28 protein-coding genes and 2 tRNA genes are annotated in these 26,577 nt (G+C 64.2%); 10 read left to right on the top strand and 20 right to left on the bottom strand.

Going from position 1 to position 26,577, the window contains the following annotated elements; all coding sequences use genetic code 11:
• Positions 1-272: 272 nt before the first annotated feature.
• From SPR01S_RS04775 to SPR01S_RS04755, 5 genes are all read right to left on the bottom strand, one after another.
• Positions 273-1,286, bottom strand: a complete 1,014-nt coding sequence (locus SPR01S_RS04775; RefSeq protein ID WP_066585652.1) for a DUF4238 domain-containing protein — start codon at positions 1,284-1,286, stop codon at positions 273-275.
• Positions 1,287-1,469: 183 nt separating this feature from the next.
• Positions 1,470-1,546, bottom strand: a tRNA-Met gene (locus SPR01S_RS04770).
• Positions 1,547-1,601: 55 nt separating this feature from the next.
• Positions 1,602-2,108, bottom strand: coding sequence for a 2'-5' RNA ligase family protein (locus SPR01S_RS04765; RefSeq protein ID WP_066585649.1), 507 nt, complete (start codon positions 2,106-2,108; stop codon positions 1,602-1,604).
• 120 nt (positions 2,109-2,228) lie between these two features.
• On the bottom strand, positions 2,229-4,166 hold the full coding sequence (locus SPR01S_RS04760; RefSeq protein WP_084250943.1) for a potassium transporter Kup: 1,938 nt from the start codon (positions 4,164-4,166) through the stop codon (positions 2,229-2,231).
• 139 nt (positions 4,167-4,305) lie between these two features.
• Positions 4,306-4,749 carry an Lrp/AsnC family transcriptional regulator gene (locus tag SPR01S_RS04755; RefSeq protein WP_066585647.1) on the bottom strand — a complete coding sequence of 148 codons (444 nt, stop codon included), beginning with the start codon at positions 4,747-4,749 and terminating at the stop codon, positions 4,306-4,308.
• A gap of 124 nt (positions 4,750-4,873) precedes the next feature.
• Here SPR01S_RS04755 and ald point away from each other — a divergent pair, with 124 nt between their 5' ends.
• A complete protein-coding gene (gene ald / locus SPR01S_RS04750) occupies positions 4,874-5,980 on the top strand; it encodes an alanine dehydrogenase (RefSeq protein WP_066585643.1) in 1,107 nt (368 codons plus the stop codon).
• Positions 5,981-6,015: 35 nt separating this feature from the next.
• On the opposite strand, the gene SPR01S_RS04745 is transcribed toward ald, so the two are convergent.
• The 8 genes from SPR01S_RS04745 to SPR01S_RS04710 form a co-directional block, all read right to left on the bottom strand.
• A complete protein-coding gene (locus SPR01S_RS04745; RefSeq protein WP_066585641.1) occupies positions 6,016-6,660 on the bottom strand; it encodes a tetratricopeptide repeat protein in 645 nt (214 codons plus the stop codon).
• Entirely contained in the window at positions 6,660-7,049 is a 390-nt protein-coding gene (locus SPR01S_RS04740) for a cytochrome c-type biogenesis protein (protein ID WP_439646722.1), read from the bottom strand. Before SPR01S_RS04740 ends, SPR01S_RS04745 begins: the two co-directional genes overlap by 1 nt.
• Positions 7,050-7,171: 122 nt before the next feature.
• Positions 7,172-7,699, bottom strand: coding sequence for a redoxin family protein (locus tag SPR01S_RS04735; RefSeq protein WP_066585639.1), 528 nt, complete (start codon positions 7,697-7,699; stop codon positions 7,172-7,174).
• On the bottom strand, positions 7,696-9,630 hold the full coding sequence (locus SPR01S_RS04730) for a heme lyase CcmF/NrfE family subunit (protein WP_066585636.1): 1,935 nt from the start codon (positions 9,628-9,630) through the stop codon (positions 7,696-7,698). The genes SPR01S_RS04735 and SPR01S_RS04730 overlap by 4 nt, the downstream gene beginning before the upstream one ends.
• Complete coding sequence (gene ccmE, locus SPR01S_RS04725; RefSeq protein WP_066585634.1) at positions 9,627-10,061, bottom strand: cytochrome c maturation protein CcmE; 435 nt, start codon at positions 10,059-10,061, stop codon at positions 9,627-9,629. The genes SPR01S_RS04730 and ccmE overlap by 4 nt, the downstream gene beginning before the upstream one ends.
• A 106-nt stretch (positions 10,062-10,167) precedes the next feature.
• Positions 10,168-10,890, bottom strand: a complete 723-nt coding sequence (ccmC, locus tag SPR01S_RS04720; RefSeq protein ID WP_066585631.1) for a heme ABC transporter permease CcmC — start codon at positions 10,888-10,890, stop codon at positions 10,168-10,170.
• Between the two features lie 104 nt (positions 10,891-10,994).
• A complete protein-coding gene (locus SPR01S_RS04715; protein WP_066585628.1) occupies positions 10,995-12,047 on the bottom strand; it encodes a Leu/Phe/Val dehydrogenase in 1,053 nt (350 codons plus the stop codon).
• A gap of 103 nt (positions 12,048-12,150) precedes the next feature.
• Positions 12,151-12,227: transfer RNA gene (locus SPR01S_RS04710), tRNA-His, on the bottom strand.
• A gap of 155 nt (positions 12,228-12,382) precedes the next feature.
• On the opposite strand from SPR01S_RS04710, the gene SPR01S_RS04705 reads away from it, so the two are divergent.
• The 6 genes from SPR01S_RS04705 to arsH all read left to right on the top strand — a co-directional run bounded on the left by SPR01S_RS04705 (position 12,383) and on the right by arsH (position 18,573).
• Positions 12,383-12,988, top strand: coding sequence for a prolyl hydroxylase family protein (locus tag SPR01S_RS04705; RefSeq protein WP_245661873.1), 606 nt, complete (start codon positions 12,383-12,385; stop codon positions 12,986-12,988).
• A gap of 293 nt (positions 12,989-13,281) precedes the next feature.
• Positions 13,282-15,759 carry a TonB-dependent receptor gene (locus SPR01S_RS04700; protein WP_066585624.1) on the top strand — a complete coding sequence of 826 codons (2,478 nt, stop codon included), beginning with the start codon at positions 13,282-13,284 and terminating at the stop codon, positions 15,757-15,759.
• Between the two features lie 193 nt (positions 15,760-15,952).
• Positions 15,953-16,306: an ArsR/SmtB family transcription factor gene (locus SPR01S_RS04695; RefSeq protein WP_066585621.1), complete on the top strand. Its 354-nt coding sequence runs from the start codon at positions 15,953-15,955 to the stop codon at positions 16,304-16,306.
• A 35-nt stretch (positions 16,307-16,341) separates the two neighbouring features.
• Positions 16,342-16,770: an arsenate reductase (glutaredoxin) gene (arsC, locus tag SPR01S_RS04690; protein WP_066585619.1), complete on the top strand. Its 429-nt coding sequence runs from the start codon at positions 16,342-16,344 to the stop codon at positions 16,768-16,770.
• Positions 16,771-16,777: 7 nt separating this feature from the next.
• Positions 16,778-17,854 (top strand): ACR3 family arsenite efflux transporter, encoded by a 1,077-nt coding sequence (gene arsB, locus SPR01S_RS04685; RefSeq protein WP_066585724.1) that lies wholly within the window; start codon positions 16,778-16,780, stop codon positions 17,852-17,854.
• The gene (gene arsH / locus SPR01S_RS04680) at positions 17,851-18,573 is read left to right on the top strand and encodes an arsenical resistance protein ArsH (RefSeq protein ID WP_066585617.1); all 723 of its coding nucleotides are present in this window, start codon (positions 17,851-17,853) and stop codon (positions 18,571-18,573) included. Before arsB ends, arsH begins: the two co-directional genes overlap by 4 nt.
• Positions 18,574-18,626: 53 nt before the next feature.
• Here the strand turns inward: arsH and SPR01S_RS04675 are convergent, their stop codons facing one another.
• Entirely contained in the window at positions 18,627-19,199 is a 573-nt protein-coding gene (locus SPR01S_RS04675) for a TetR/AcrR family transcriptional regulator (RefSeq protein WP_066585615.1), read from the bottom strand.
• Between the two features lie 98 nt (positions 19,200-19,297).
• Here SPR01S_RS04675 and SPR01S_RS04670 point away from each other — a divergent pair, with 98 nt between their 5' ends.
• From SPR01S_RS04670 to SPR01S_RS04660, 3 genes are all read left to right on the top strand, one after another.
• A complete protein-coding gene (locus tag SPR01S_RS04670) occupies positions 19,298-19,945 on the top strand; it encodes a glutathione S-transferase family protein (protein WP_066585722.1) in 648 nt (215 codons plus the stop codon).
• 10 nt (positions 19,946-19,955) lie between these two features.
• The gene (gene arr, locus SPR01S_RS04665; RefSeq protein WP_066585612.1) at positions 19,956-20,372 is read left to right on the top strand and encodes an NAD(+)--rifampin ADP-ribosyltransferase; all 417 of its coding nucleotides are present in this window, start codon (positions 19,956-19,958) and stop codon (positions 20,370-20,372) included.
• Between the two features lie 310 nt (positions 20,373-20,682).
• The gene (locus tag SPR01S_RS04660; RefSeq protein WP_157081947.1) at positions 20,683-21,852 is read left to right on the top strand and encodes a tyrosine-type recombinase/integrase; all 1,170 of its coding nucleotides are present in this window, start codon (positions 20,683-20,685) and stop codon (positions 21,850-21,852) included.
• Between the two features lie 39 nt (positions 21,853-21,891).
• Here the strand turns inward: SPR01S_RS04660 and SPR01S_RS04655 are convergent, their stop codons facing one another.
• Genes SPR01S_RS04655 through trbL form a run of 6 tightly spaced genes read right to left on the bottom strand, consistent with a single transcriptional unit; the run spans position 21,892 to position 26,541 of the window.
• Positions 21,892-22,113 carry a helix-turn-helix domain-containing protein gene (locus SPR01S_RS04655; RefSeq protein WP_245661868.1) on the bottom strand — a complete coding sequence of 74 codons (222 nt, stop codon included), beginning with the start codon at positions 22,111-22,113 and terminating at the stop codon, positions 21,892-21,894.
• Positions 22,110-22,331 carry a DUF2274 domain-containing protein gene (locus SPR01S_RS04650; RefSeq protein WP_066585609.1) on the bottom strand — a complete coding sequence of 74 codons (222 nt, stop codon included), beginning with the start codon at positions 22,329-22,331 and terminating at the stop codon, positions 22,110-22,112. The genes SPR01S_RS04655 and SPR01S_RS04650 overlap by 4 nt, the downstream gene beginning before the upstream one ends.
• Positions 22,331-23,563, bottom strand: a complete 1,233-nt coding sequence (locus SPR01S_RS04645; RefSeq protein ID WP_066585607.1) for a TraB/TrbI/VirB10 family type IV secretion system protein — start codon at positions 23,561-23,563, stop codon at positions 22,331-22,333. The genes SPR01S_RS04650 and SPR01S_RS04645 overlap by 1 nt, the downstream gene beginning before the upstream one ends.
• Complete coding sequence (gene trbG, locus SPR01S_RS04640) at positions 23,560-24,408, bottom strand: P-type conjugative transfer protein TrbG (protein WP_066585604.1); 849 nt, start codon at positions 24,406-24,408, stop codon at positions 23,560-23,562. The genes SPR01S_RS04645 and trbG overlap by 4 nt, the downstream gene beginning before the upstream one ends.
• A complete protein-coding gene (trbF, locus tag SPR01S_RS04635) occupies positions 24,405-25,223 on the bottom strand; it encodes a conjugal transfer protein TrbF (RefSeq protein ID WP_066585601.1) in 819 nt (272 codons plus the stop codon). The genes trbG and trbF overlap by 4 nt, the downstream gene beginning before the upstream one ends.
• Positions 25,224-25,227: 4 nt before the next feature.
• Positions 25,228-26,541: a P-type conjugative transfer protein TrbL gene (gene trbL / locus SPR01S_RS04630; RefSeq protein ID WP_066585598.1), complete on the bottom strand. Its 1,314-nt coding sequence runs from the start codon at positions 26,539-26,541 to the stop codon at positions 25,228-25,230.
• Positions 26,542-26,577: the final 36 nt, after the last annotated feature.

Here is a 26,577-nt window from a genome sequence, read left to right as displayed (position 1 = left end):
GCGTATCGACAATGGCGGTGCGACAATGGCGGTGCCACCGCCAAATCATCCGCCAGACGTCCAACCGGACTGTCGAAATGGTAGCGGAGGAGCGAAACAGTCGTTACGCACACTACAACGGATGGAACTTTTGTTTTATTTTTCATGGGTTTAAAGAAACCCTGGTGGGGTGGGTTTTGCCGCCGGGGCCGTGCGGATCGGGCATTCCACGATGGGTCATTTTGCCTTTCGCGCAAACATAGGTGACGGCTTTTTCCAGCCATCTCCCACTCTCAATCGGCCGCAGCCTTTCGCTCCGCCACCATTTCCGCTGCTACTTCGAACTTGCCGTCGGGGTCGATTACAAAGCGATGCGCGTGGAAAGCCTGGAGTGAGTTATAACATTGGACTTGTTCGGCTGCCACGGCCACCGCCTCGCCGGCGCGAATGGTTTTGATCAATGGCGTCGTAACATCAAGCGCTGCCATGTCATTCAGCGTCCGCTTCATTTGAGATGGGGTGATTTCACCTCGGGTGAGCATACCAAGCGCCTCCATTTGAATTTGCCTGGCCTCCGCATCATTGCTTCTCATGAGCTGGCCTAAGACCGCTTTATCATAGGCGCAGAGCATTACGTCGGCGGACAGCGGAAGATAAATTTGGATGTAAGGAGCGCCCAATCCAAGGTGGCCTCTTGATCCCTTCCGCTCCTCATCGGTGTGCATGACGACCGGGTTATCACCGATATAAAAGGTACATCCGTCCGGCGCCATCATCAGGAACAGCTCCTTCTCGGCGATAATTTTCGCATAAGTATCGAGGTTCTGAACCTGATGCCTCACATGCTCTCGCTTGAGTATCTCCTCGCTCAATAGCGGGAGGCCCTTTATTCTTCCGGGGTCGAAACCCATCTCCTCGACCTGGACCCGGATTTGTCGATCAAGACTCTCGGGAAGCAGACGAATTTTCTTCGTCCGGATGAACTGAAACGCCATAAGGAGGGCGAGATCCTCTCGCTCCTCGCGCGACCGCTCCAACCGTTTCGTTGCGCGAATATTCTCAACGAGGGGCGCCAGGCGGCTCTCGATCCGACTCGCCGCAGGTTCAATCGTCGCTAACGTTTCGTCGTCGAGCCAAAAGTCGTTGAACCGTGTCTCGCCCATGATTTTGTCGATAGGCGGCGTAAACGAGTTTCCCGTCTCCAGATCGAAGACATGGACCTGCTCTTTCGATGCCTTAGCTGGATCGCGACTTAAAAAGCCCTTCAACAGCAGTCGCGGAACGTAAGGCTGATGCTGCGGTGCCATGGCTGACAAATAAGTTTGTCCGCTCTGATTTCCAGAGTTTGTCGCACTCAACCATCGTCGGGGAGTCAAGACGGACAAACCGGCTGTTTTCGGCCGTTTTTCAGATGAATTGGTAGCGGTGCGACACCAAACCTTCAGATAACTCTTTATTATCCTTCTATTTTACCCGTCGGGGGTTCAATATGGTAGCGGAGGAGGGACTTGAACCCCCGACCCCAGGATTATGATTCCCGTGCTCTAACCAGCTGAGCTACTCCGCCCCGAAAGGCCCGCGTTGCCGCGAGCGGCGGCCTATAAGTAGCGCTCCCGACGCGGTCAAGCGACCATGTGGCGCGAAAGCGTCTCCCAGGGTCCGCCGCGATAATACCAGCTGGCGAAACCATCTATCTCGAGTCGCATCGGCCGAAAGTCGCGTTTCAGGCGCTCGAACAATACCCGCGCCTCCGCCGGCTCGACCTTGTTCTGGATCGTGACATGCGGGCGCCACGGCGCGCGGTCCTGCGGCGTCAGCACATCGGCCCAGCAATCGGCGAGCCGGGCGCGGAGGTCCTCCAGTTCGGGGGAGTCGATACGATAGGCAACCCCACGGCCGAGCGACATCGGTCCGGCGATGCGCGCGGCCGGTGCCCCTTCCCGTGCAAGGTCGCCGAGCCGTTGCCGCACTTCAGCCGCAAGCGATGGCGGGAGATGGTGGAACATCGTCAGGTGCGCGGCGAGGAAATTGCGCTCGGGCGGAAAATGCGCGCGGCGCAGCGCGTCGAGCCATGCCTGGTCCTCCCGCCCGATGATGGCGGTTATGATAATTGGTGCCGACGCCTGCATCACTTTCCTCGTCATTCCCGCGAAAGCGGGAACCCATCTCCTGCCTTCACCCTTCATGCAAAGTTGAGAGACGGGCTCCCGCTTGCGCGGAGGTGACGGCAAAAGGACAGGTCGGCTCGCTCAGATCTCGACCTGGCTCCCCACCTCGACCACGCGGTTGGTCGGCAGGCGGAAGAATTCCATCGCGCTTTCGGCGTTGCGGAGCATCCAGGCAAACAGCTTTTCGCGCCAGATCGCCATGCCCGGCTTGCTCGACGGCAACAATGTCTGGCGCGCCAAGAAGAAGCTGGTGTCCATCATCTTGAACTTGTCGCCGCAGCCGGTGACCAGCGCCAACGCTGCGGGCACATCCGGTTCCTCCATGAAACCATAGCGCAGCACCAGGCGGTGGAAGCCATGGCCGAGATGCTCGAGCTTGACCCTCTCGGCCTGGCGCACGAACGGCACGTCGGCGATCTTGACCGTCAGCAGGATGATGCGCTCGTGCAGCACCTTGTTGTGCTTGAGGTTATGGAGCAGCGCGTGCGGCACGCCCTCGGCGGTCGAGGTCATGAACACCGCGGTGCCGGGGACGCGCGTCGCCGAGGTCGCGGCCGACGAAATGAACACCTTGATCGGCATCGCCGCCTCGCGCAGCCGCGCCATCATCAGATGCCGGCCCTTGGCCCAGGTCGTCAGGATGGTGAAGACGATCAGCCCGACCAAAAGCGGGAACCAGCCGCCATCGGGGATTTTGGTCAGATTGGCGGTCAGATAAGCGCCGTCGACCAGGAAGAAGAGCCCGAGCAGCGGGATCGCCGCCCATTTCGGCCAATGCCACAGCCGGAACAGAACGACCGCCAACAGGCAGGTATCGATCGTCATCGCGCCGGTGACCGCGATGCCGTAAGCGCTCGTCAAATTGGACGAGGTGCGGAAGAACAATACCAGGATGATGACCATCGTCATCAGCATCCAGTTGATCAGCGGAATATAGATCTGCCCGGCCGTCGCCGCGCTGGTATGCTCGATCCGCAGGCGCGGCACGAAGCCGAGCTGGATCGCCTGTTGCGTCACCGAGAAGGCGCCCGAGATCACCGCCTGCGACGCGATCACCGCGGCTGCGGTCGCCAGGATGACGAGCGGCAGCTGCAACCAGTCCGGCGCCAGCAGATAGAACGGGCTTTCCAGCGCGGGCGCACCGTCGCGCGTCAGCAATGCCGCCTGGCCCATATAATTGAGAATCAGCGCCGGGAGCACGAAGCACAGCCAGGACATGCCGATCGGCTTGCGCCCGAAATGCCCCATATCGGCATAGAGCGCTTCGGCACCGGTCACCGCCAGCACCACCGAGCCCAGCGCGAGGAATGCGCGGACCGGATCGAGCAGGAAGAATTCGACGGCATAAGTCGGCGAGAACGCCCACAGCACTTCGGGCGACTTGGCGACGCTGAGCGAGCCCAGCAGCGCGATCGTCAGGAAATAGAATAGCATGATCGGGCCAAAGAACAGCCCCACTTTCGCCGTGCCGCTCTGCTGGATTGCGAACAGGAAGATCAGGATCGCGATGGCGATCGGCAGCACGAAATGCGCCATGCCGGGCTGCGCCACCGCGAGACCTTCGACCGCCGACAAGACCGACACCGCCGGCGTGATCATCGAGTCGCCATAGAAAAGCGACGTCGCGAACACGCCCAGCAGAATGATGCCTGCAGTCCATTTCTTGGTCTGCGCCTTGCTGGAAATGAGTGCGAGCAGCGCCAGGCTCCCCCCCTCTCCCTTATTGTCGGCGCGCATGATGATCGCGACATACTTGATCGTCACCACCACCATCATCGACCAGAACATCAGGCTGGTGACGCCCATGATATGGGCATGGTCGAGGCTGAGCTTGTGATGCCCGGCGAACGTCTCGCGGAATGCGTAGAGCGGACTGGTGCCGATATCCCCGAAGACGATACCGATCGCGCCGAGGGCGAGCTTGATCAGCCCGTCATTACCATGCGCATGCGCGTGGCCGGCGTGCGCGTCGTCGCCGTGCCCGTCGGTTATTGCGATGGAAGGAGTGGCCGCGCTCACGGCAAGCGCCGCGCGTTCGCACGAAAGGTCATGATGACCGTATGAAGCCCCTGTTTACGGTGGCGGCGCCCTAGCATTGCATAGGAACGCCCGCAACGGGGCATTGGATGCGCCGGCTCGTTATGGGTCAGCCAGCCGGTCACGGGCGACGGATGACCTCGCGAATGACGAAGTGCGACGCGAGCCGCGTGACGCCGGGCAGGCGCGACAGCGTCTCGCGGTGAATCCGCTCGAAACTGTCGTCGCGCGTCACCTCGACATGGAGCATGTAATCGGCCTCGCCGCTCATCAGGAAACAGTCGCGTACTTCCGGACATTCTTTAATCTCTGCCTCGAATGCCGCCATCGTCTCCTGCCGCTGGTCGCGGAGCGTGACGTTGACCATGACCACCGCGGGATGTCCCCGCGCCTCATGCGACAGTACCGCGCGGAACCCCGCGATCAGCCCGCGGTCGCGCAGGCTGCCGACGCGGCGGTGCGCAGCGCTTCCCGACAGGCCTACCGCCTCGCCGAGTTCCGCACTTGTCAGGTCCGAATTGACGACGAGTTGTTTGAGGATCTTGCGATCGAGATGGTCGAGCATTTTTCTCTCATTGAAATATAATCACGCAAACATATCCTGCCAGGGGTCGCTCCTGTCAAAAAACTTGCGAACCTCTCTCGCCTCGTCGGCGCTATTTGCAGCCAAACCCCTCAGGAGAGTTCACATGCGAGTCGGTGTCCCCAAGGAAATCAAGAATCACGAATATCGCGTCGGCCTGACCCCTTCGTCGGTCGCCGAACTCCATGCCGCCGGCCACGAAGTGATCGTCGAGACCAAGGCCGGCATGGGCATCGATTTCGAGGACCAGGCCTATATCGACGCCGGCGCGCGGATCGTGCCCGATGCGAAGACCGTGTTCGCCGAGTCCGACATGATCGTGAAGGTCAAGGAGCCGCAGCCGCAGGAAGTGGCGATGCTCGAGCCGCGCCATGTCCTCTTCACCTATCTCCACCTCGCCGCCGACAAGCCTCAGGCCGAGGGCCTGATGAAGTCCGGCGCGACCTGCATCGCCTATGAGACAGTTACCGCGGCGCGCGGCGGTCTGCCCCTCTTGAAGCCGATGTCCGAAGTCGCCGGCCGCATGTCGGTCCAGGTCGGCGCGCACTATCTCGAAAAGGAGCAGGGCGGCCGCGGCGTCCTGCTGGGCGGCGTGCCCGGCGTGGCGCCGGCCAAGGTCGCGATCCTTGGCGGCGGCGTCTCGGGCGTCAACGCCGCGCAGATGGCGGTCGGCATGCGCGCCGACGTCACCATCTACGACATCAACAACGACCGTCTGGCCGAGCTCGACATGTTCTTCTCGAGCCAGATCAAGACGCAATATGCGTCCAAGTCGGCGATCGCGCAGGCGGTCAAGAACGCGCACCTCGTGATCGGCGCGGTGCTGGTTCCCGGTGCGGCCGCGCCCAAGCTCGTCACGCGCGAGATGGTCAAGACGATGAAGCGCGGCTCTGTGCTGGTCGACATCGCGATCGACCAGGGCGGCTGCTTCGAGACCAGCCACGCGACGACGCACGAGGATCCGGTGTTCGAGGTCGACGGCGTGATCCATTATTGCGTCGCCAATATGCCGGGCGCGGTCGCCCGCACCTCGGCCTTCGCGCTCAACAACGCCACCCTGCCCTTCGCGCTCAAGCTCGCCAATCTGGGCGCCGAGGCGGCGATGAAGGCCGACCCGCACCTCGCCAATGGGCTCAACGTCTACAAGGGCAAGATCACCCACCAGGCGGTGGCCGAAGCGCTCGATCTCCCGTTCGAGGCCTGGCGCGCCTGATCAGGCGGAAGGCCCTCTGACGATCCGCCCCGCGTTCAGCGTGGGGCGGATGGTTCGCGGGCGATTTCGGCGAGCAGCGTGTCGAGCAGCGCCAGCCGGCGAGCGATCTCGTCGCGATAGCTCGCATCCTTGGGGGTCAGATCCAGCGCGTGCTTCCACAGCGGCCGCGCCTTGGCGAATTCTCCGGCGCGAATGTAGGCGAGACCGAGGAACAAGGGTGGCCCCGGATTCTGCGGCGCCAGCATCATCGCGCGGCGATAGGCCAGCAACGACGCCGGCGACACCATGCCACGATCGTGCAGCGCGATCACGTTGCCGAGTTCGCTCCACATCGCCGCGTTCTGCGGAGCATAATCGACCCCGCCGGTCAGCGCGCGCGCCGCGAAGTCGGGATCGCCATTGGCCAGCGCGACATCGGAAATGCCGAAATACATCGACTCGCCACCGAAGCGGCCAAAGAAGGTGTCGCGCAGCTTCTTGTACGCGAAGCTCTGCGGCAGCTTGACCGCGTCGGCCGCGACCGGCTGCGCGGCGAGGTCGGGCTGACCCTGCCAGGCATAGCCGGCCGCCCCCAGCATCAGCGCGGCGCCGGCCATCGGCCACAAGGTCCGCGGCAGGCGGAGCACGGCGAGCAAAGCCGCCGTCATCAGCCCGATCAGCGCGAGCATAATCCAGCCCATCAGCGCTTCCTCCTGAAGCTCGACCGCGCGATGACGATTCCGATCGTGAGCAGCACGAACGGCGCTGCCCAGAGCGGCCAGGTCGCGCCGCCCAATGGCGGGTCATAGCTGATATAATCGCCATAGCGCTGGATCAGCCAGGCGCGCACCTGTTCCGGGCTCTCGCCGGCTTTGATCCGCTCGCGGATCAGCGAGCGCATGTTGCCGGCGATATCGGCGTTGCTGTCGGAGATCGCTTGCCCTTGGCACTCGACGCAACGGATCGTCTCCATCAACGCCTTGGCCTGCGCCTCCTTGGCAGGATCGCTGAGCTGGGTGTCGGCGAGCGAGGCTTTTTCGGCGAGTGCGGGATTGATGGCGGCCAGGATCAGCCCCAACACTACCGTCACCCCGGCTTTGTGCCGGGGTCCAACGCGCCGCAAGCGTATGCCTTTCGACTCCACGCAACTCGCCTGCCTCTCGTTGGGTGCCGGAACAAGCCCGGCATGACGCAGGAAGCGGGGGAGAGGTCTCATCGCATCCCCCGCCACGTCTTGAGGATGTCGTCGACCTGATCGTCCTGCAGATTGCTGACATATTGCCGAACGATCCGCCCGCGCCCGTCGATCAGGAAGGTCTCCGGCACGCCGGACGAGCCCAAGGCGATCTGCACCTGGCTGGCCTTGTCGTTGCCGATCCGCTGATAGGGGTCGCCGTTGCGGTCGAGAAACGTCTGTATCGCCTCGGGCGTGTCGTTGATCGCGATACCGTCGATCGGCACGCCGGCGGCTTTCAATTTCATCAGTTCCGGCGCCTCGGCGATGCACGGTACGCACCAGCTGGCGAACACGTTGATCAGGCGCGGCTTGCCGCCACCGAAGCTGGAGCGCGCGATGCCCGGCTTGCTCGCCAGCATCGCCGGCAGCGTGAAATCGGGCAGCGGCTTGTCGACCATCGCCGAGCGCACGGTGCGGTCCGCCGGCTTGAACAGCCCGAGCGCGACCAGCCCGAACAGCGCCGCGAACAGCAGGAGCGGCAGCCAGAGCAGCATGCGCCTCACGCCACTGCCTCCTCATGTTCCTCATAGACCGCCCGGTTGCGACGGCGGATCCGGCCAAGGAACGACAAGGCGCCGCCGAGCCCGATCAATGCCCCGCCCAGCCAGATCAAGGTGACGAACGGCTTCCACCACAAGCGAACCTGCCATCCGCCTTTGCCGTCGGCCTGCCCGAGCACGGTGTAGAGTTGCCCGTCGAGCCGGGTCGCGATCGCGCTTTCGCTGGTCGTTGTCGGCGGGCTGGCGAAGAAGCGCGACTGCGGCGACAGGATGAACGGCTTGCCGTTCTCGCCGCGGCGGATGCTGAGATCGGCGGCGATCGCCGACCAATTGGGCCCGACCACCGGACGGATACCGGTCATGGTGACCAGATACGGCCCGACGGCGCGCGTCTCGCCCTGGCGCAAAACCGCCAGGGTTTCCTTGGTGAAGGCGCTGTCGCTCGCCATGCCCGCCAGGCTCACCGCGACGCCCAGATGCGCGACCACCATGCCCCAGGTGAAGAGCGGGGTGCGGCGCAAATTGCGTCCCCATAACGGCGCGACGCTGGCGACCGCGAGCCCGGCGGCAAGCACAAGGGCCGCCAGCGGCAAAACGCCCGCGCCCCAAGCGAACGGCACCAGCACGATCAGGGCGGCGCAGGACGCCGCGACCGGCCAGGTCATCCGCTTGAGCAATGCTTGCGTCTCGTCGCGTCGCCAGCGCAGCAGCGGCCCGATCGCCATGAACACGACCAGCGCCAGCGCCACCGGTCCCACCGTCTTGTCGAAGAATGGCTTGCCGACCGACAACTGCACGCCCCAGCCTGCCGCCGCGAGCGGATAGAGCGTGCCGATCAGCACGATTCCCAGGACCACCGAGAGGAGCAGATTGTTGACCACCAGCGCGCCTTCGCGACTGACCGGCGCGAAGGTATTGCCTTGCCGGACGGTCCCGATCCGCGCCGCGAAAAGCGCCAGCGCGCCGCCGATATAGATCGCCAGCAACGCCAACAGGAACGCGCCGCGCTTCGGATCGACGGCGAAGGCGTGCACGCTGGTCAAAATCCCCGAGCGGACCAGGAACGTGCCGATCATGCTCATCGAGAAAGCGACCACCGCCAGCATGATCGTCCAGGCGCGCAAGCCGTCGCGCGTCGCCAATACCGATACCGAATGGAGCAAGGCGGTCGCGGCCAGCCAGGGCATCAGGCTGGCATTCTCGACCGGATCCCAAAACCACCAACCACCCCAGCCGAGCTCGTAATAAGCCCAATAGCTGCCGGCGGTGATGCCGATCGTCAGGAAGATCCACGCGCCCAGCACCCAGGGGCGCATCGCGCGGGCAAAGGCCGGCCCGACATCGCGTGTGACCAGCGCCCCGACCGCGAACGAGAAGGCGACCGAGATGCCGACATAGCCGACATACAAGGTCGGCGGATGGAACGCCAAGCCGGGATCCTGGAGGAGCGGGTTGAGGCCGTTGCCGTCGGGCGGCGACGGAAACAGCCGTGCGAACGGGTTCGAGGCGAACAGCAGGAAGGCATAAAAGCCCATCGCGATCAGCGCCTGTGCCCCGATCGTCGCGTTGAGCGTGCGTTGGTCGAGCCGCCGCTCGAAGATCGCGACCGCCGCGCCGGCCAGCCCCAGGATCGTCACCCAGAGCAGCATCGATCCTTCGTGATTCCCCCAAGCCCCGGCGATCTTGTAGATCATCGGCTTGAGCGAATGGCTGTTCTCCGCGACCAGCAGGACCGACATGTCGGACTGGACGAACACCAGGATCAGGCACAGCATCGCCAGCGCCGTCAGCACGCCTTGCGCGATCGCCGCCGGACGCACCGCTCGCGCCATTTCCGCTCGACCGCCAATCACCGCGCTCGACGCCAGCACGAGCTGCAACACCGCCATCACGGCGGCGAGCCACAATGCCGCCAGTCCCCCCTCGGCGATCATTGCTTGAGCGACCTCGTCTCGTGGAGCTTGCCGGCCATTTCTGGCGGCTGGTATTTCTCATCGTGCTTGGCGAGCAGATTGGTCGCGACGAAGCTGCCGTCGGGTTGGAATTGCCCCTCCGCGACGACGCCCGATTTCTCGCGGAACAGATCGGGCGCGATCCCCTTGAAGCTCACCGGCGTGCTGGCGGCGCCGTCGGTCACCACGAAGTCGAGCGTCACGCCGTCGGCGGCGCGCTTGATCGACCCGGCCTCGACCAGGCCGCCGAGCCGAACCGCCTTGCCCAAGGGCAACCCCTGCTTCTTCACGTCGGACGGCGCGTAGAAGAACGCCGCCTGGTCCTTGAGCCCGGACAAAGCGAGCGCGCTTGCCCCGGCGATCGCCAGGATCGCCAGCCCCGCGAGCCATAGTCGCTGATGCTTCGGCTTCACTTGCGCTCGCGCTCCACGGCGCGCATCGCGGCATAGCTCCAGCCGATCAGCGCGACCGTCGCGCCAAGCGTCAGGCCATAAGCCGCGGCGACGAACAGCCACTGATTCATGCCGCCATCCTCCGCATCCTTGCCTCGCGCCGTTCGCGCGCCAGCATCGCCCGCATCCGCATCAGCACGATGCCGGCGAACAGAAAGGTGAAGCCAGCGAGCGTGAACCAGAGCGGCCACAACATCGAGGAGTCGATCGTCGAGCTGGTCAGCCCGATGCTTTCGCCCTGATGGAGGGTATTCCACCACACCACCGAATAGCGAATGATCGGCAGCAGCACCGTGCCCGCGATGCCATAGATCGCCGGCAGCCGCCCGTCCCCGCCACGGTCGGCGTCTGCGCGCGCCAACGCCATATAAGCGAGATAGACGAAGAACAGCAGCAACATGCTGGTCAGCCGGCCGTCCCACTCCCACCAGGTACCCCAGGTCGGCCGCCCCCAGATCGATCCGGTGGCGAGGCACAGAAATGCGAACACAGCGCCCGGCAAGGCGATCGCCCGCGCGGCGACGCGTGCCAGCGGATGCCGCCAGACGAGATAGGACAGACTAGCGAGCGCGATCCCGCTCCACCCGCCCATGCCCAACCAGGCGGTCGGCACGTGGATGTAGAGAATTCGCACGCTGTCGCCCTGCAGATAGTCTGGCGGCGTCTGCGTGAGTCCAGCCCAGCAGCCGAACAGGGTCAACACCGCGCCAGCCAGCAGGAGGGCCGGCGTCAGCGGACGTGCCAGGCGCAGGAAACGCGCGGGATTGGCGAGGGCGTGAAGACTAGCCACGGCTGACGGCCCTACGCAAAGTTCGACCGACAGTCACCCCGTCCATCTACTTATATCAACCCGAAACGAGCGGCGGTAACGACGCTACGCTTGGCTTACGCGCCTCAGCCCCGCCCGATCAGTCGCCGAGCGATCGCGTCCGCGACGTCCGATGCCGGTTCGCCGGTACGGTCGCTTTCGTCCCACACTTCGATCAGGCGCTCGGGGATCCGCGCGATCCGCGCCTCGACCTCGGCGCGGTCGCCCTGGCCGAGATATTCGAGCCCGACATTGATGATGCCGCCGGCGTTGATCACGTAATCGGGCGCATAGAGGATGCCGCGGGCATGGAGCCGCGAGCCGTCTTCGCGCGTCGCGAGCTGGTTGTTGGCGCCGCCAGCGATCACCTTGGTGTTGAGCGCTGCGATCGTGTCGGCGGTCAGAATCGCGCCGAGCGCGTTGGGGCTGACGATATCGGCGTCGAGCGTGAGGATCTCTTCGGTCGGCACGGTCGCGGCGCCCAGTTCGGACGCTAGCGCCTTCGCCTTGTCGATGTTGACGTCGGCCAGCGTCAGCTTGGCCCCGTCAGCGGCGAGCAACCGCGCGAGACCGCCGCCTACACTGCCCACGCCCTGGATCGCGACATGCACGCCCGCCATCGCATCGACGCCGAGGCCACGCTTCGCCGCGGCCTTGACGCCCTGATAGACGCCGCTCGACGTGAACGGGCCCGGATCGCCGCCCGCGCCGCCCGCGGCCACCGGAAGGCCGGACACATGTTTGGTTCGCGTCGCGATCACTTTCATGCTCGCTTCCGACATGCCGACATCCTCGGCCGTCACATAGCGCCCGCCGAGCGACTCGACCGCGGCGCCGAACGCCTCGAGCTGCGCCTGGCTGATCGACTCGCCCGGCTTCGACGCCAGCACGACACCCTTGCCGCCGCCCAGCGGAAGTCCGGCCATGGCATTCTTGTAGCTCATCCCGCGCGACAGCCTGAGCGCGTCGGTGATGGCGCGATTGGCATCGGCATAATGCCAGAACCGCACGCCGCCCGCCGCCGGGCCGAGGTGAGTCGAATGCACCGCGATAATCGCGGTCAGCCCCGCTTTCGGATCGCGAAACAAATGAACGCCCTCATGGTCGTCGAAATCGGGGAGGTCCCAAACGGAAGTCATGCTGGCTCCGGTGTGGCAAAGAAAATTACGAAGCCGCGTAATATTCTTCTAGAGCGGCGATGGCCAGCCCGAATGCGCCGCGAGCGCGAAATGGCTGGAATGATGGGGCGACCGACGGGACTTGAACCCGCAACTTCCGGCATCACAAGCCGGCGCTCTAACCAATTGAACTACGGTCGCCGTGAACGCGCGCCCCTAGCGGCACCGACCCGTGCAGGTCAAGGCTGACGACATACTATCATTTGGCTAGGCTGATCGCCATGTCGACCTCCCTGCCCCTCCCGCCCCTCAATCTCGGTTCGGGCTACCCGTCGGAGCCGGTCGTGGCGCATATAATGGCGCAGCCCGCGGTGCAGCGCACACCGAGCCAGAAACTGACGCTGTTCCAGAAGCGGGGTTTCATCGATGCCGAGATGTGCCGCGAGCTGATCGCCCTGATCGACGCGGAGCGACGGCCATCGACCATATCGGATTTCAACGGCGACCATGCCTTCCGCACCAGCGAGACCTGCGACCTCGACGAGGCGATTCCGCTGGTCGCCGAACTCGAACGCCGCATTGTGGCGTTCATGGGCCTCGACCCAGCGCATGGCGAACCGATCCAGGGCCAGCGTTATGCGGTGGGTCAGGAATTCAAGGCTCACACCGACTATTTCGAGCCCGACGGCATCGACTTCGATAAATATACGTCGGTCGCCGGCAACCGCACTTGGACCGCGATGATCTACCTGAACGAGCCGGAAGCTGGCGGCGCGACTCGGTTCAAGGCGATCGACAAGATCGTCCAGCCGGAAACCGGCAAATTGCTGTGCTGGAACAATCTGCGCCCCGACGGCAGCCCCAATCCGAGCACCATCCATCAAGGCATGAAGGTGCGCGCCGGCATGAAGTACGTCATTACCAAGTGGTTCCGCGAGCGCCCCTGGGGCTGGGATTCGTGACATTCTCGGGCGTCGCTTCGAAAAGTGGCGAGCGGTTTTCCACAAGAAAATGCTGCGACCGCAAATAACTGGAGCGGAGCACGCCATTGAAATGACGCGCCCGGCTCTCGGATTGTCACAGGACTTTCATCAAATAGCCATGGCGGAGTCACGCAAGTGCAACTGCGCCGACGCAATCCACTCATAGGGGCCAACGCGACGACGTGGCGGGCGGGAATCACCGACTCGCAGAACGATCGTCACGAACAGACGGACGGCAACCAGCCGCCGCCTTACCCAGTGGAGCTATTTAAATGGGGATCTCGACCTTGCGGAGCACGCTGCTGGCCAGCGCGCTGATCGCGGTTACCGCCAGTCCGGCTTTCGCCGCCGAAGACCCGAAGGCACCGGCCGCCGCCCCGGCGCCCGAAGATGCGGCCGCCGCGCCGCAAAATACCAGCTCTGGCGTTCCCGACATCGTCGTCACCGCGACCAAGCGCGAAACCAACCTGCAGAAGACGCCGATCGCGATCTCGGTGCTCGACACCGCGACGATCAAGGATCGCCACGTCCAGAGCCTGATCGACCTGGCCGACGGCGGCATCCCGTCGCTGCGCGTCGCGACCTTCGAAGCGCGCCAGTCGGCGCTGACCGTCGGTATCCGCGGCATCGTGCCGTTCGACCAGAACCAGACCGCGCGTGAGCCAGGCGTCGGCGTCTATATCGACGGTGTCTATCTCGGCCGTTCGCAGGGCCTCAACGCCGCCCTCTTCGACGTCGAGCGAATCGAAGTCCTGCGCGGTCCGCAGGGTACGCTCTTCGGCCGCAACACCGAAGGCGGCGCGCTCAGCATCGTCACCAAGGCGCCGACCGGCGAATTCGGCGGCCGCATGAGCGGCGGCTTCGGCAATTACGGCAGCTATAATGGCGAGATGCATCTCGACCTGCCGTCCTTCGCCAATTTCGCGGTGAAGCTGGACGGTGTCGTTCAGCATCAGGGTCCGACGGTGAAGGATCCGCTGGCCGGACAGATCGGCTGGAACGCCTATAACCGCGTCGGCGGCCGCATCGCGGCGCGCTGGACCCCGTTCGAGGGCTTCACCGCTGATTTCTCGTATGACCAGGCCAAGGACGAGAACACGCCGTTCTTCAGCCAGCTGGTGAACTTCAACCCGAAGGGCCGCCCGGTCGGCGTCGTCGACACCACGACCGGCCGTATCATCCTGCCGGGCGCCCCGGCCGGCTCGCCGTCGTGCATCTCGAATACCATTTCACCGACGACCTGCATCGCGCCGTTGCCGCCGTTGGTGAAGGTCCATACCGATCGCCAGGACGTGGCGGACGTCGGCGTGCCGCAGCAGTATAGCGTCGACAAGACGTCGGGCGTGATGGCCCGATTGGCCTACAAGATCGCGCCGGAAATCGAGCTGCGCTCGATCACCGCATGGCGCAAGGTGTCGACCAACCAGTGGGACAATTCGGGCGGTCCGGAGCGCGTTCCGTTCGCGCCGAACGGCAAGTTCAGCCGCTACAGCCTGTCGGACCTCTATCAGAGCCAGTTCAGCCAGGAATTCCAGGCGGTCGGCAGCCTGCCGCAGATCGATTACGTCGCCGGCCTCTATTATTTCTACGAACAGGCGCGGGAATCGGCCGCTACCCCGGCGTCGAACCAGTGGAACATCGACGGCACCGCCTATACGATCCTGCCGTCGCAGGTGTTCGGTCCGATCAGTTCAAGCAACCAGGGCTGGGATTACAATTCGCGCTTCCTGCAGCGCGCCAGCTTCGCCAAGGCGCGCAGCTACGCCGCGTTCGGCCAGTTCACCTATACGCCTGAATTTGCCGGCGACATCCTCCACCTGACGGTCGGCGGTCGCTACACCAAGGACAAGCGCGACGGCACGCTCTACCTCGTCTCGGGTATCCCGACGAATTGGACGTTCAAGTACGACAAGGGCCGGTTCGACCCGCTGATCGTGCTGGCGCTCGATGCGGCGAAGGGTGTCAATCTCTACGCCAAATACTCGACCGGTTATCGCGCGGGTGGCGCCAACGACCGTTCATCGACCTTCGGGGCGTTCGGCCCGGAAACGGTGAAGGCTTATGAAATCGGCGCGAAGCTCGAGATGCTGGACCATCGGGTCCGGTTGAACATCGCCGGCTATCTGATGAATCGTTCGGGTACCCAGATCGACTTCGACAATGTCGACACGACCCAGTTCTTGCCCGGCACGAACATCCCCAACCCGACGTTCAACCTCCACACCGAGAATACGCAGAATGCCCCCGGCATCTCCAAGATCCGCGGTATCGAGGTCGACTTCACTGCCCGGCCGATCGACAACCTGACGATCGGCGCGTCCTACGCCTACACCTCGATCAAGGTGCCGGCGACGCCGAACCCGAACCCGGGTCCGACCTTCGGCGTGCTGACGCCGGTGTACACCGTCTACACGCCGCCCAACGCCGCGTCGGGCTATATCGATTACGAGATCCCGATCAATGACATGGCGCTGCGCTTCCACATCGACGCCAACTATGCCGATGCGCAGTACAGCTTCCAGTCGGAGAGCGTGAAGACCGACAGCTCGTTCATCGTCAACGGCCGCATCGCCCTTGCCGACATCAAGCTGAACCAGACGACCAAGTTCACGCTGTCGGCATGGAGCCGCAATCTGTTGAACGAACAGCATATCTATCGCCGGTCGGCGGCCAACGCCGCGGTGCTGGGCGACTATGCCAACTTCAACCCGCCCCGCACCTTCGGCTTCGAGGCGGCAGTCAAGTTCTGATCCCCGGATTAGGATAAAAGGGGAAAGGCGGCTTCCGAAAGGAGGCCGCCTTTTTTATCTCCAGGGGTGACGAGGATCGGCCGCGAGGGCAGCTGCCTCGCAACCGCGCAGACTCGCGTTCCTAAGCCGAAAGACTCATGCCCCTTACCCATCGGCCATTGCAACGCATCGATATTTCCAGTATCTAGGAATTATGGAAATATATAGCGCCGTCACAGCCCTCTCCGCCCTCGCGCATCAAGGCCGCCTGTCCGTATTCCGCATGCTGGTTCAGGCGGGGCACGAGGGAATCGCGGCCGGCGAGATCGCACGCCGGTTGGACGTGCCGGCAAACACACTTTCGGCCAATCTCACCATCCTCAGCCATGCCGGCTTGATCGCCGGCGTGCGCGATGGACGGTCGGTCATCTACTCGGCTCGATACGAGACCATGACGGCACTGCTGGAATATCTGATGGAAGATTGCTGCGGCGGGTCGCCCGAAATCTGCGCTTCGCTCGCCGACACCGTCCTGCGCGGCCGCTGCGGCGCGACGGGTGCAGCGTGAACCCGGGGACAACCGACATTCGTGAGGGGGGAATTGTGACCGACATCATCATCTATCACAATCCAGACTGCGGCACGTCGCGCAATACGCTGGCGATGATCCGCAATGCCGGCATCGAGCCGCACGTCATCGAATATCTCAAGACCCCGCCCTCGCGCGCCATGCTCCGGCAGTTGATCGAGCGCGCGGGACTGACACCTCGCCAAGTGCTGCGCGAGAAGGGTACGCCCTATGCCGAACTCGGCCTTGGCGACGAGAACTTGTCGGACGACGCCTTGATCGACGCGATGATGGACCATCCGATCCTGATCAACCGTCCGCTCGTGGTGTCGCCGCTTGGCGTGCGGCTGTGCCGGCCGTCCGAAGTCGTTCTCGACATCCTGCCGGCGCCGCAGCGCGGTGCATTCGCCAAGGAAGGCGGCGAGCAAGTCGTGGACGAGCGCGGCCAGCGCGCGAGCGCATGAGGAATCGATGATGGCGACGGTTTCCCCCGCACTGGCCGCGCGGCCCGGCATCGGCTTCTTCGAACGTTTCCTCAGCATCTGGGTAGCGCTGTGCATCCTGGTCGGCATCACGCTTGGTTATGCGCTTCCCGGCGTGTTCGCCTCGATCGCCTCGATGGAGGTGGCCAAGGTCAATCTGGTCGTCGCCGCCCTGATCTGGCTGATGATCATCCCGATGCTGCTCAAGATCGATTTCGGTTCGCTGGGGTCAGTTCGGCAGCATTGGAAAGGCGTCGCGGTCACGTTGTTCATCAACTGGGCGGTCAAACCCTTCTCCATGGCCGCGCTCGGCACGGTCTTTCTAGGCTGGCTGTTCGCTCCCCTGCTGCCGGCCGGCGAGATCCCGTCCTACATCGCCGGGCTGATCCTGCTGGCGGCCGCTCCCTGCACCGCGATGGTGTTCGTCTGGTCCAACCTGTGCGACGGCGAGCCCAATTACACGCTCAGCCAGGTCGCGTTGAACGACGTGCTGATGGTGTTCCTGTTCGCGCCCTTGGTCGCATTGCTGCTCGGCGTCGCCTCGGTCAGCGTGCCGTGGAATACCCTGTTGCTGTCGGTAATCCTCTATATCGTCGTCCCGGTCATCGTGGCGCAGGTGATCCGCCGCGCATTGCTGGCCTCGGGCGGACCGGCGGCGCTCGACCGGTTCCTCAAGGTGATCGGCCCGGTATCCTTGTCGGCATTGCTCACGACATTGGTGCTGCTGTTCGGCTTTCAGGGGCAACAGATACTCGCCCAGCCGCTGGTCATCGCGCTGATCGCGGTGCCGATCCTGATCCAGGTCTATTTCAACGCCGGGCTGGCCTATTGGCTCTCGCGCCGGTTCGGCGTCGCCTGGTGCGTGGCTGCACCGGCGGCACTCATCGGCGCGTCCAATTTCTTCGAGCTGGCGGTGGCTGCCGCGATTTCGCTGTTCGGCCTCAAATCCGGTGCCGCCTTGGCGACGGTGGTCGGCGTGCTGGTCGAAGTGCCGGTCATGCTGTCGGTGGTCGCGATCGTGAAGCGGACCCGCACCTGGTACGAAGCAAGCTCGGCAGGACGATGAACCGCGTTCGCTCGCTTCCCGAGCCCGATCTTCTCCCGGCGCTCGATCCGCGTTTCGCCTACCGGCGTCCCGCCCTCGGCCTTGGCCCCGACGAGCCCGCCCCGCGAATCCTGCTGCTCTACGGGTCGCTGCGCGAGCGCTCCTTTTCCAGGCTGGCCACCGAAGAAGCTGCGCGCCTGTTGCGATTCTTCGGCGCCGAGACTCGCATCTTCGATCCTTCCGATCTCCCGCTGCCCGATCAAATACCTGGCGACGATCATCCGGCGGTCAACGAACTGCGCGAATTGTCGATGTGGTCGGAGGGCCATGTCTGGTGCAGCCCCGAACGCCACGGCCAGATCACCGGACTGATGAAGGCGCAGATTGACCATCTACCGCTTGAGTCGAAGGGCATGCGCCCCACCCAGGGGCGTACCCTCGCCGTGATGCAGGTCTCCGGCGGATCGCAATCGTTCAATGCGGTCAATACGATGCGGTTATTGGGGCGGTGGATGCGGATGTACACTATCCCCAACCAATCCTCGGTCGCGATGGCGTACAAGGAATTCGACGAGGCGGGCCGGATGAGGCCCTCCAGCTATTACGATCGCATCGTCGACGTGATGGAGGAACTGGTCCGCTTCACGATACTGCTGCGCCCGCACGCGGCGCAATTGGTCGATCGCTATTCGGAACGTAAATCCGCCGGCATCACGGTCGATCCTGTCGCCGGTATCTGATCGGCGAACAATGCATTACCGGGTTCGGCCAACTGCGAACCGGCCCGGCCCTCCTACGGCTCCAGAGCGCCGCGTCGCGACTGCTCCGCGCACAGCCCGTCGAGGTAGAAATCGAGGTGCCGATGGGCAAGCGACCGTTCCTCGTCCGATGACAATCCCACCGCCAAGGGACGGGCGAAGCGCGTCAAGCCGAACACGATGTCACGTTCGGACAGATCCTTGCGGAGAGTACCCTGGCGCGCGGCGCGGCCAACCATCGATTTCATCAGCGTAGCCGCCCGGACGCGGAGATCGGGCCAGTCAGGTTTCTCTAGGAGAGGATGGAGAATGTTCACCGCGCCGATGCCGTTATCCAGCGCCATGTGCATATATTGGCGGAGCGCGTCGACACCGTCGGGAACGGCTTCGATCAGCGCCTCTCCGGCAGCGACGCTCTTTTCCAACACGTGACGAGTGGCGGCATGCAACAACGACTGCTGGTCGGGAAAGTGTCTGTAGAGCGTTCCGATACCAACGCCGGCCCGTTCGGCGATGGCGTCTCGTGCCGGCTCGCCGCCAACTTCCAGAACCAACTCGATCGCGACGTCGATCAGTCGCTGGCGGTTCTTTAGCGCGTCAGCCCGCACCGCGAACTCGCAGCCGGTTTTTCGCCGATCTCCTTGACGTATTCATAACCGGAGAATATTCCTCCGTTTGATTGGCCGTCAAGTCCTGGGAGCTAATGATGAGCGAACTCGTCCTCACGACCTATGACTGGGTCCCTGAACTGCCACGCGGTCTGGTCCGCGACCTGAGAGTGCGCTGGGCGCTGGAAGAGGCCGGCTTGGCCTATCGGGTGGAAAGCACCTCGTTTCACGATCGCGGCCCCGACCATTTCGCGGCGCAGCCGTTCGGTCAGGTACCATGGTTGACCGATGGAGACCTGACGATCTTCGAGAGTGGCGCGATCCTGTTGCACCTGGCCGAGAAGAGTGAAGCCCTGATGCCGACGGATCGGTACGGCCGGGCGGAGGTCATGGCCTGGGTCATCGCCGCGCTCAATTCGGTCGATTTGCCGTGCCAGCCATGGGCCTTGTTCCGCTTCATGGGCTTCCCGGGAGAAGCGCCCGAAGCGAAGTTCGTTGAGGAATTCCTGAAAGCCCGACTCGACCGCATGGAGGCGGCCCTGACCTGCCGCGAATGGCTCGTGCGCGACCGCTTCTCGGTGGCGGATCTCCTGATGGCGGATGTCCTGCGACAGGTGGATCGATTCGACGGGCTGGCAAGCCACCCCAATTGCCGCGCGTTCGTCGCCCGCGCCACGGCTCGGCCCGCCTTCGCAAAAGCATATGACGACCAGATGGCCCATTTCGCCGCGGCCGACCCAGCCTGAGGAGACTCCAGTGTACGCCAAGGACGTCCCTACCGGGACCATCTTCTATCACGGCACCAAGGCAGAGCTCGATATCGGCGGCCTCATCACACCGGGCTTCGGAAGCAATTTCGTCGAACGCGGACTGAAACACGTCTATTTCACAGCGACGCTCGACGCGGCCACCTGGGGCGCGGAACTCGCTAAGGGAGAAGCCAGAGGCCGCATTTTCATCGTTGAGCCGACCGGTCCATTCGAGGATGATCCGAACCTCACCGATAAGAAGTTTCCCGGCAACATGACCGCGTCCTACCGCTCGGTCGATCCGCTACGGATCATCGGCGAGGTCGAGGATTGGATCGGCCATTCTCCTGAGCGACTTCAGGAGATGAAGGACAATCTCGCCCGCATGAAGGAGCAGGGCCGCGATACGATCATCGAGGATTAGACTCGGCCCATTTCCTGCAAAGTGTCGCCAAACCGGTCGGCGGTGTAGCTCGATTGCCGGCATGAATCGGCGGCAATGAAAAAGCGGACCCCGCAAGGCCGCCGTTGATACCGATCGCCAGGAAGCGATGGTGGGCGCGACAGGGATTGAACCTGTGACCCCACCCGTGTGAAGGATGGGAACTAGGACAAATACGGACATTCTCGGACAGCTAAGTACATGTAATATATACACTCTTGTTCAGCGCCGTTCACCCCTGTATTTCATACGTGTTTCATACGTTTCATACGTTTGCATCGCGGTGATTGGCATGCCTGACCTGAGCAAGATCGGAAAACGCGAAGAGCTTAAGCCCAACGCGAACAAGGAGCCGCATTGGCAGAGACTCCACGCAGGCTGCTACATCGGCTTCCGCCCGTCCAAGCGCGGGGGCAAAGGCACATGGATCGCTCGAGCCTTCGACGAGGATACGGGGAAATATTCCCGCAAGGCGTTGGGCGACTACGGCGCCCTCACGGGCAACGACGTTTTCACCCAGGCGAAGAAGGATGCCGAAGCCTGGGCTGAGTTGGTGGAAACCGGCGGTACGCCTTCGGAGAAGCTCGAAACCGTCGCGGACGCCTGTCGAGCTTATCTGGAGGAAAAGCCGGGGTCGATCGCGGAAGGGGTGTTTCGACGGCACGTTTACAAAGACCCCATCGCCAAGGTGAAGCTGGACAAGCTTCGTCGGCGGCACACGAAGGAATGGCGAAAGCGCTTGGAGAACGCTCCTGCCCTCGTCGGTCGACGCAAACTCGGGAAGAACGAGACCAAGGAGCGGTCCGCCGCCACCGTCAATCGCGACATGGTTCCACTTCGGGCAGCCCTAGGGAGAGTTCTGCCGCTTGGTGCTCCAAACACCGAAGCAGCATGGCAAGAGGCGCTGAAGCCGGCCAAGGGGGCTGATCGCCGCCGCGACCTCTATCTCGATCGCGACGAGCGCAAGAAGTTGTTGGAAGCCGCCGACCCGGAGGTGCACCCGTTCCTGCGGGGTCTCTGTCTGCTGCCTCTACGCCCCGGTGCTCTCGCAGGTCTGCGGACGGGCGATTTCGACAAGCGGACCCGGACGCTCACGATTGGCAAGGACAAAAACGGAAAGCCGCGGCAGATCATGCTTCCACAAAGCGTGTCCGACTTCCTGGTCGAGCGCATCAAGGGCAAGCTCCCTGCTGCGTATATCTTCTCGCGCGATGACGGGCGCCGCTGGGAGAAGGACGGCTGGAAAGTACCGATCAAGGACGCCGTGACGCGGGCGGGCCTCCCGACTGGAGCGACCGCGTACACTCTTCGGCACTGCGTGCTGACTGACCTTGTTGTCGCCAGGCTTCCCCTGCTCACCGTCGCGCAAATCTCCGACACGAGCGTGCAGATGATCGAACGGCACTACGGCCACCTCGTTGGCGACGAGGCCGTGAGAGCCCTGGACACGTTGGCGATCTAGGTGTCGGACGCTGCGGCCGACAGTCAAGGCCAGACCGGATCAGCGCTTGTTTGCGTCGATGAACTGGCGGAGGCTCTCCATCGGAATCACCGTCGCCGCCCCGACTTTGACGATCGCCACCTGTCCGGTCCTGATGAGCTCATAGAGTTTGGATCGGCTGATGCCGGTGAGCTCGACGGCGACAGGAATGCGAACACTGAGCCGTTCCGACAGCGCCGGCCCTTGCCCCTCCCCCGATTCCAGTCGAGCTCGCGACATCATGACGTTTCCTTGGCCAGAAAGCGGGCAAAACCACGATCGGTGGCGAGAAAGCTGGTGAGCATGAACGGTATGAGGTCGGCGATCGCCTCGCGTTGGCCATAAGCCGCCTCATACGCGTCGGCATAGCGGGTCAGATCGGCCTGGAGTTGCGGCGTCACCTGTATGCTGAGTTTGACCGGTGTGCGGTCCGGAAGCCGCCCGAGCTTGAGATCGGCCATCACCGCGGCTCCTGCCAAGGCTTCAATACGAGATCCTGGTTCACGAGCAGCCTGACCGAAGCGCCGGGTCGCACCGTGATCGTTGGCTGGATCTGCAGGTTACGCGAGGTAATCTGATCCCCTGCCCTCGACACGTTCTGCTCGGCCGACTGACGCAGTGCATCGACCAGATCGCCGCGACCACTGAACTGCAACTCCGCCCCGACTCCAAGCATTGTCGAGAGCACGACGCCCTTGAGGAGGGCCCAGGTGTGGAAGTCCACCTTGTCAGCGAGTCCGGCATAGCCGGAGGGATCGCTCGCCGGCGCATTATCGATCCTGATCGAACTCCCGTCGGGAAAGATGATCCGCTGCCAGATGACCAGCGCCCGGCGCTGCCCGAAAGCCACCACCGAATCGTACTTGCCGATCAGGCGCGCGCCTTGCGGTACGAGCAGGATCGAGCCCGTCGCGCTGTCGAACACGCGCTGCGTGACCTGCGCCGTGACCATTCCCGGCAGATCGGAGCGCAGCCCCGTGCTCAGACTGGCCGTGATCAGGCTTCCCGCCGAGAGCGTGTACGGAGACGGCGCGGGCGCGATCCGGTTCGGGTTGACCTCGACGTCCTTTGTCGCGCTCGAGGCAAAGTCGATCTTGCGTTGCTGGTCGTTGGGATCGTTCGCGGGATCGAGCGGCAATTTTGCAGCCGCCTCGCCCGGCGCTGACGATGGTACCGGTGTCGCCGCTCCGGCAGACGTGCCGGCAGGGCGAGTCGACGACTGGACCATCAATCCCGACGCGCGCGCGGCCGCCAACGCCTCCAGCCGCCGCTGCCGCGCCTCGGCAGCAGCCTGTGCCTTGTCGATGCCGGAAGGCGGCACCGGTTGCCCGGTTGGGACGGTCGCGGGCTGGCGCTGGCGATCGAGGATCGGTCGTCCCAGATCGCCCGGCAGCGGTGGGCCCAGCTTCGGGGTGTCGCCATAGCTCGCCGGGAGCGCGCTCAGCGTGTCGCTCGGCGGCTTGACGCCGGGCTGCTGGTCGTCGGGATTGGCAGCGAGATGGAGCGCATGGGGTTCGAACGCGAACCACGATGTCACCGCCACGCCCCCAGCCGCAACCGCGGCAAGCGACACGATGACCCCGCGGCGGAAGCGAATTGCGCGGGCCGGCCGAGCGCGCAGGACAAGCGATTCGGGATCGAGCTTCTCCGGGATCGGCGCCGGCGCGTCGTCGTTCATCAGCGGCTCGGTCATGCCGCCCTCCCGCGCCGCGCCGTTCCGCGAACGATCCGCACGATCTGCTGGTGCTTGGTGCCGAGCCGCATCTCGGCGACGTCGAAGAGCCGGTCGACGACATAATAGCGACCGCGCAGGCGGAAGTTGACGAGCTCGGCCGCGCCCTTGGCGCCGATCACGAACAGCGGTGGTGCGTCGGTCGCGCCGAGCCCGGCGGGCAGTTCGATATAGGTCTGCTTGCCATCGTCGAAGGCGCGCAAGGGACGCCAGGCGACCTTGTCGCCCGATATCGCGTAATCGAAATGCAGCTGGTCGATGTCGAGCCCCGCGGCGACCGGCACCGCGGCGGCGGTGGCATCGGCGGCGCGCTTCAGCGCCAGCATGCTGTCCTGCGGATAGGTCCAGGACAGCGCAGACATTGCCGGCCCAGCGGTGCTGGTCAGCGTCAGATGGTAGGTTCGCCGGTCGGTGGTGATGATGAGGTTGGTGGCGAGACCAGGGCCGATGGGTTTCACCAGAACGTGCGCGCGCTTGTCGGCACCGCTGCCGCTGGTCGTGTCCCCGATCACCCAGCGTGCGGTATCCCCCGCCGCGACCGAGCCGAGCGTCTCGCCTGGCTGCAGCAGGATGTCGGTCACCGCTTCGGGAGCGGTCAGCACATGGTAAATCTGGCCGTCGACGAACGGCAGCACCGCGCTCGCGGCGATGAAGGTGTTGGCGGCGGGCTCAACCGTGCTTGCCGCGTTGGCGGCGGCAACAGCCCGGGCCGCAATTGGACGCGCAGGAACTCGCTTTGCCGGCGAGGCGGACGCGCTCGACGCGATCGCGAGAGCGAGCAATGGCAAGGAGCGAAGGCTGGTCATTTCTGGGTCTCCGGGAGGGCGGGCGCCGGGCGCGCGCCGGAGGTGGGATCGAGCGGCGAACCCGAAGGCACGGTCGGGTCGACGGCAGGGACCGCGGGCGCACTCGCCGGCGGGGACGGCGCAGCACTTGGCGGCTCGAGCTCGCGACTCCAGTCGATCGCATCGACATAAACCCCGAGCGGGTTCTTGCGGATCGTGTCGGCATCGACGGGCGGGATCAGCTTGATGCTGAGGATTCCGGTCCAATGGCTCGTGCCGGTCTGCGCGCCTCGGTCGTAGGCAGTCTCGATCCACTTGATCTGGAACGACTGGTCGGACGCACGAACGACGCTCGTGACCTGTACCGAGACGGTCTTGTCACCCAGGGCACCGAACGGGTTGGCGCTGCGCGCATAGTCGCCGAGCGCAATCGCACCGCGTTTGGTCACGAAGTCGTAGGCGGTGAGCCAGTTGCGGCGCATCAGCACCGGGTCGAGCGACACCGAGCGGACGTTCTCGACGAACCTGGCGAGATGCCACGCTACCTGAGGATCGGTCGGCCGATAGCTCGCCTCGACTTCGGTGACCGCGCGCGCCTCGCCCAGACGGTCGACCTCGACGACATAGGGTGTGACGCGGCTCTGGAGCGATTGCCAGACGACCGCGCCCGACATTGCCGTGGTGAGCCCGAGCGCACCGAACGCCATCAGTCGCCAGTTGCGCGCCTGGACGCGGGCCGAACCGATCCGCTCATCCCAGAGTTGGCCGGCGCGTTGGAAGGGAGTCGCGGGCTCGGGCGTCCGCCCATAGCGCTGGACGGCACGTTTGAAGATCATCGGGTCAATCCTCCTTCTCTGAAATGTCGGGGTTGGCGGCAGCGCTGGCGGAATCGCCTTCCTTCAAGGTGTGGGCGACGATCTGGCGCTGGTGGCGGGCTTCGGATTCGCGGCGCAGCGCCTGCGCCCAGCCCGGCGCCCCACCCTCGCCGCTAGTCGCTTTGGCAGCCTTGGCCTCGGTGCGATTGGTCAGCGCGTCGAACGCCGCCTGGCGGCCCGAGGCGGCCGCCTCGCCGATGCCGAACGATCCGGCTGCCTCGGCCGCCCTCGCGCGCATTGCACCGGCACCGGCCTGGGCGATTCCGGAAAGCCCGGCGCCGACACTCTTCGACTGAGCGCCTTCTTGGCCGAGTTTGTAGGCAGTGGAGGCCGCCGACCCCATTGACGTGCCCGCGCGGACGGCACCGAGTGCCGCGCTACCCGCAGCGCCCGCGCCCGCCGCGACCGCGCCGCCGCCGACCGCGATGACGCCAGCTGCGCCCAAGGTCGTGCCGACCGCGGCACCCGCGCCGAGCTGCGGCGCGCCGGAAACCAGACCGGCCGCGACCCCTGGGCCGAAAATGCCGAGCCCGAAAATGGTGAGGGCCGCAAGAACGAGAGTCAGCGCCTTGACGATGTCCGGCGTGTTGGCGTCGAGCGAGGTGGCGTATTGCTGGAAAAAGTTCGAACCGATGCCGATGATAACGGCGAGCACCATGATCTTGATGCCCGAGCTGACGACGTTGCCGAGCACGCGCTCTGCCAAAAAGCTCGTGCGGTTCCACAGCGCGAACGGCACGAGCACGAATCCCGCGAGTGTCGTGAGTTTGAACTCGATGATCGTCACGAAGACCTGGATCGCGAGAATGAAAAAGGCGAGGACAACCAGCAGCCAGGCGATCAGCAGGATCAGGATCGTGCCGACGTTGGTGAAGAAGGCAACCGGACCGGTTAAGCCGTTGATCTGCTGGAGGAGCGGCCAGGCCGCTTCCCAACCGGCTTCGGCCAGCGTTCCGGGTTTCAGAAGATCGCCAGCGCTGATGGTACCGCCGCTGGCGGTGACGCCGGCTGCAGCGAATGACCTGAAGATGATCCCGGCCAGGGTCGAGAAGCTGCCGATGATGTAGGCGAAGGCGCCGACATAGAGGATTTTCTTGATGAAGCGCCCCATCACATCGGCTTCGCCGCCGAGCGCCCAGAATAGGCCCGCGAGCGTCACATCGATGCCGATCAGCGTGGCGGCAAGGAAATGGACGTCACCCCCCAACAAGCCGAACCCGTTGTCGATATATTGGGTGAACCCGGCCATGAACCGGTCGATGACGCTCAGGTCGTCCATACGCATTGTCCTGCTGCATTGGAGCCCCACGAGACG

It is taken from the genome of Sphingomonas pruni NBRC 15498, from assembly GCF_001598455.1.
Taxonomy (GTDB): Bacteria; Pseudomonadota; Alphaproteobacteria; order Sphingomonadales; family Sphingomonadaceae; genus Sphingomonas; species Sphingomonas pruni.
Note: the sequence above shows the minus strand (reverse complement) of the source record. Positions and strands in the feature narration are given on the sequence as shown.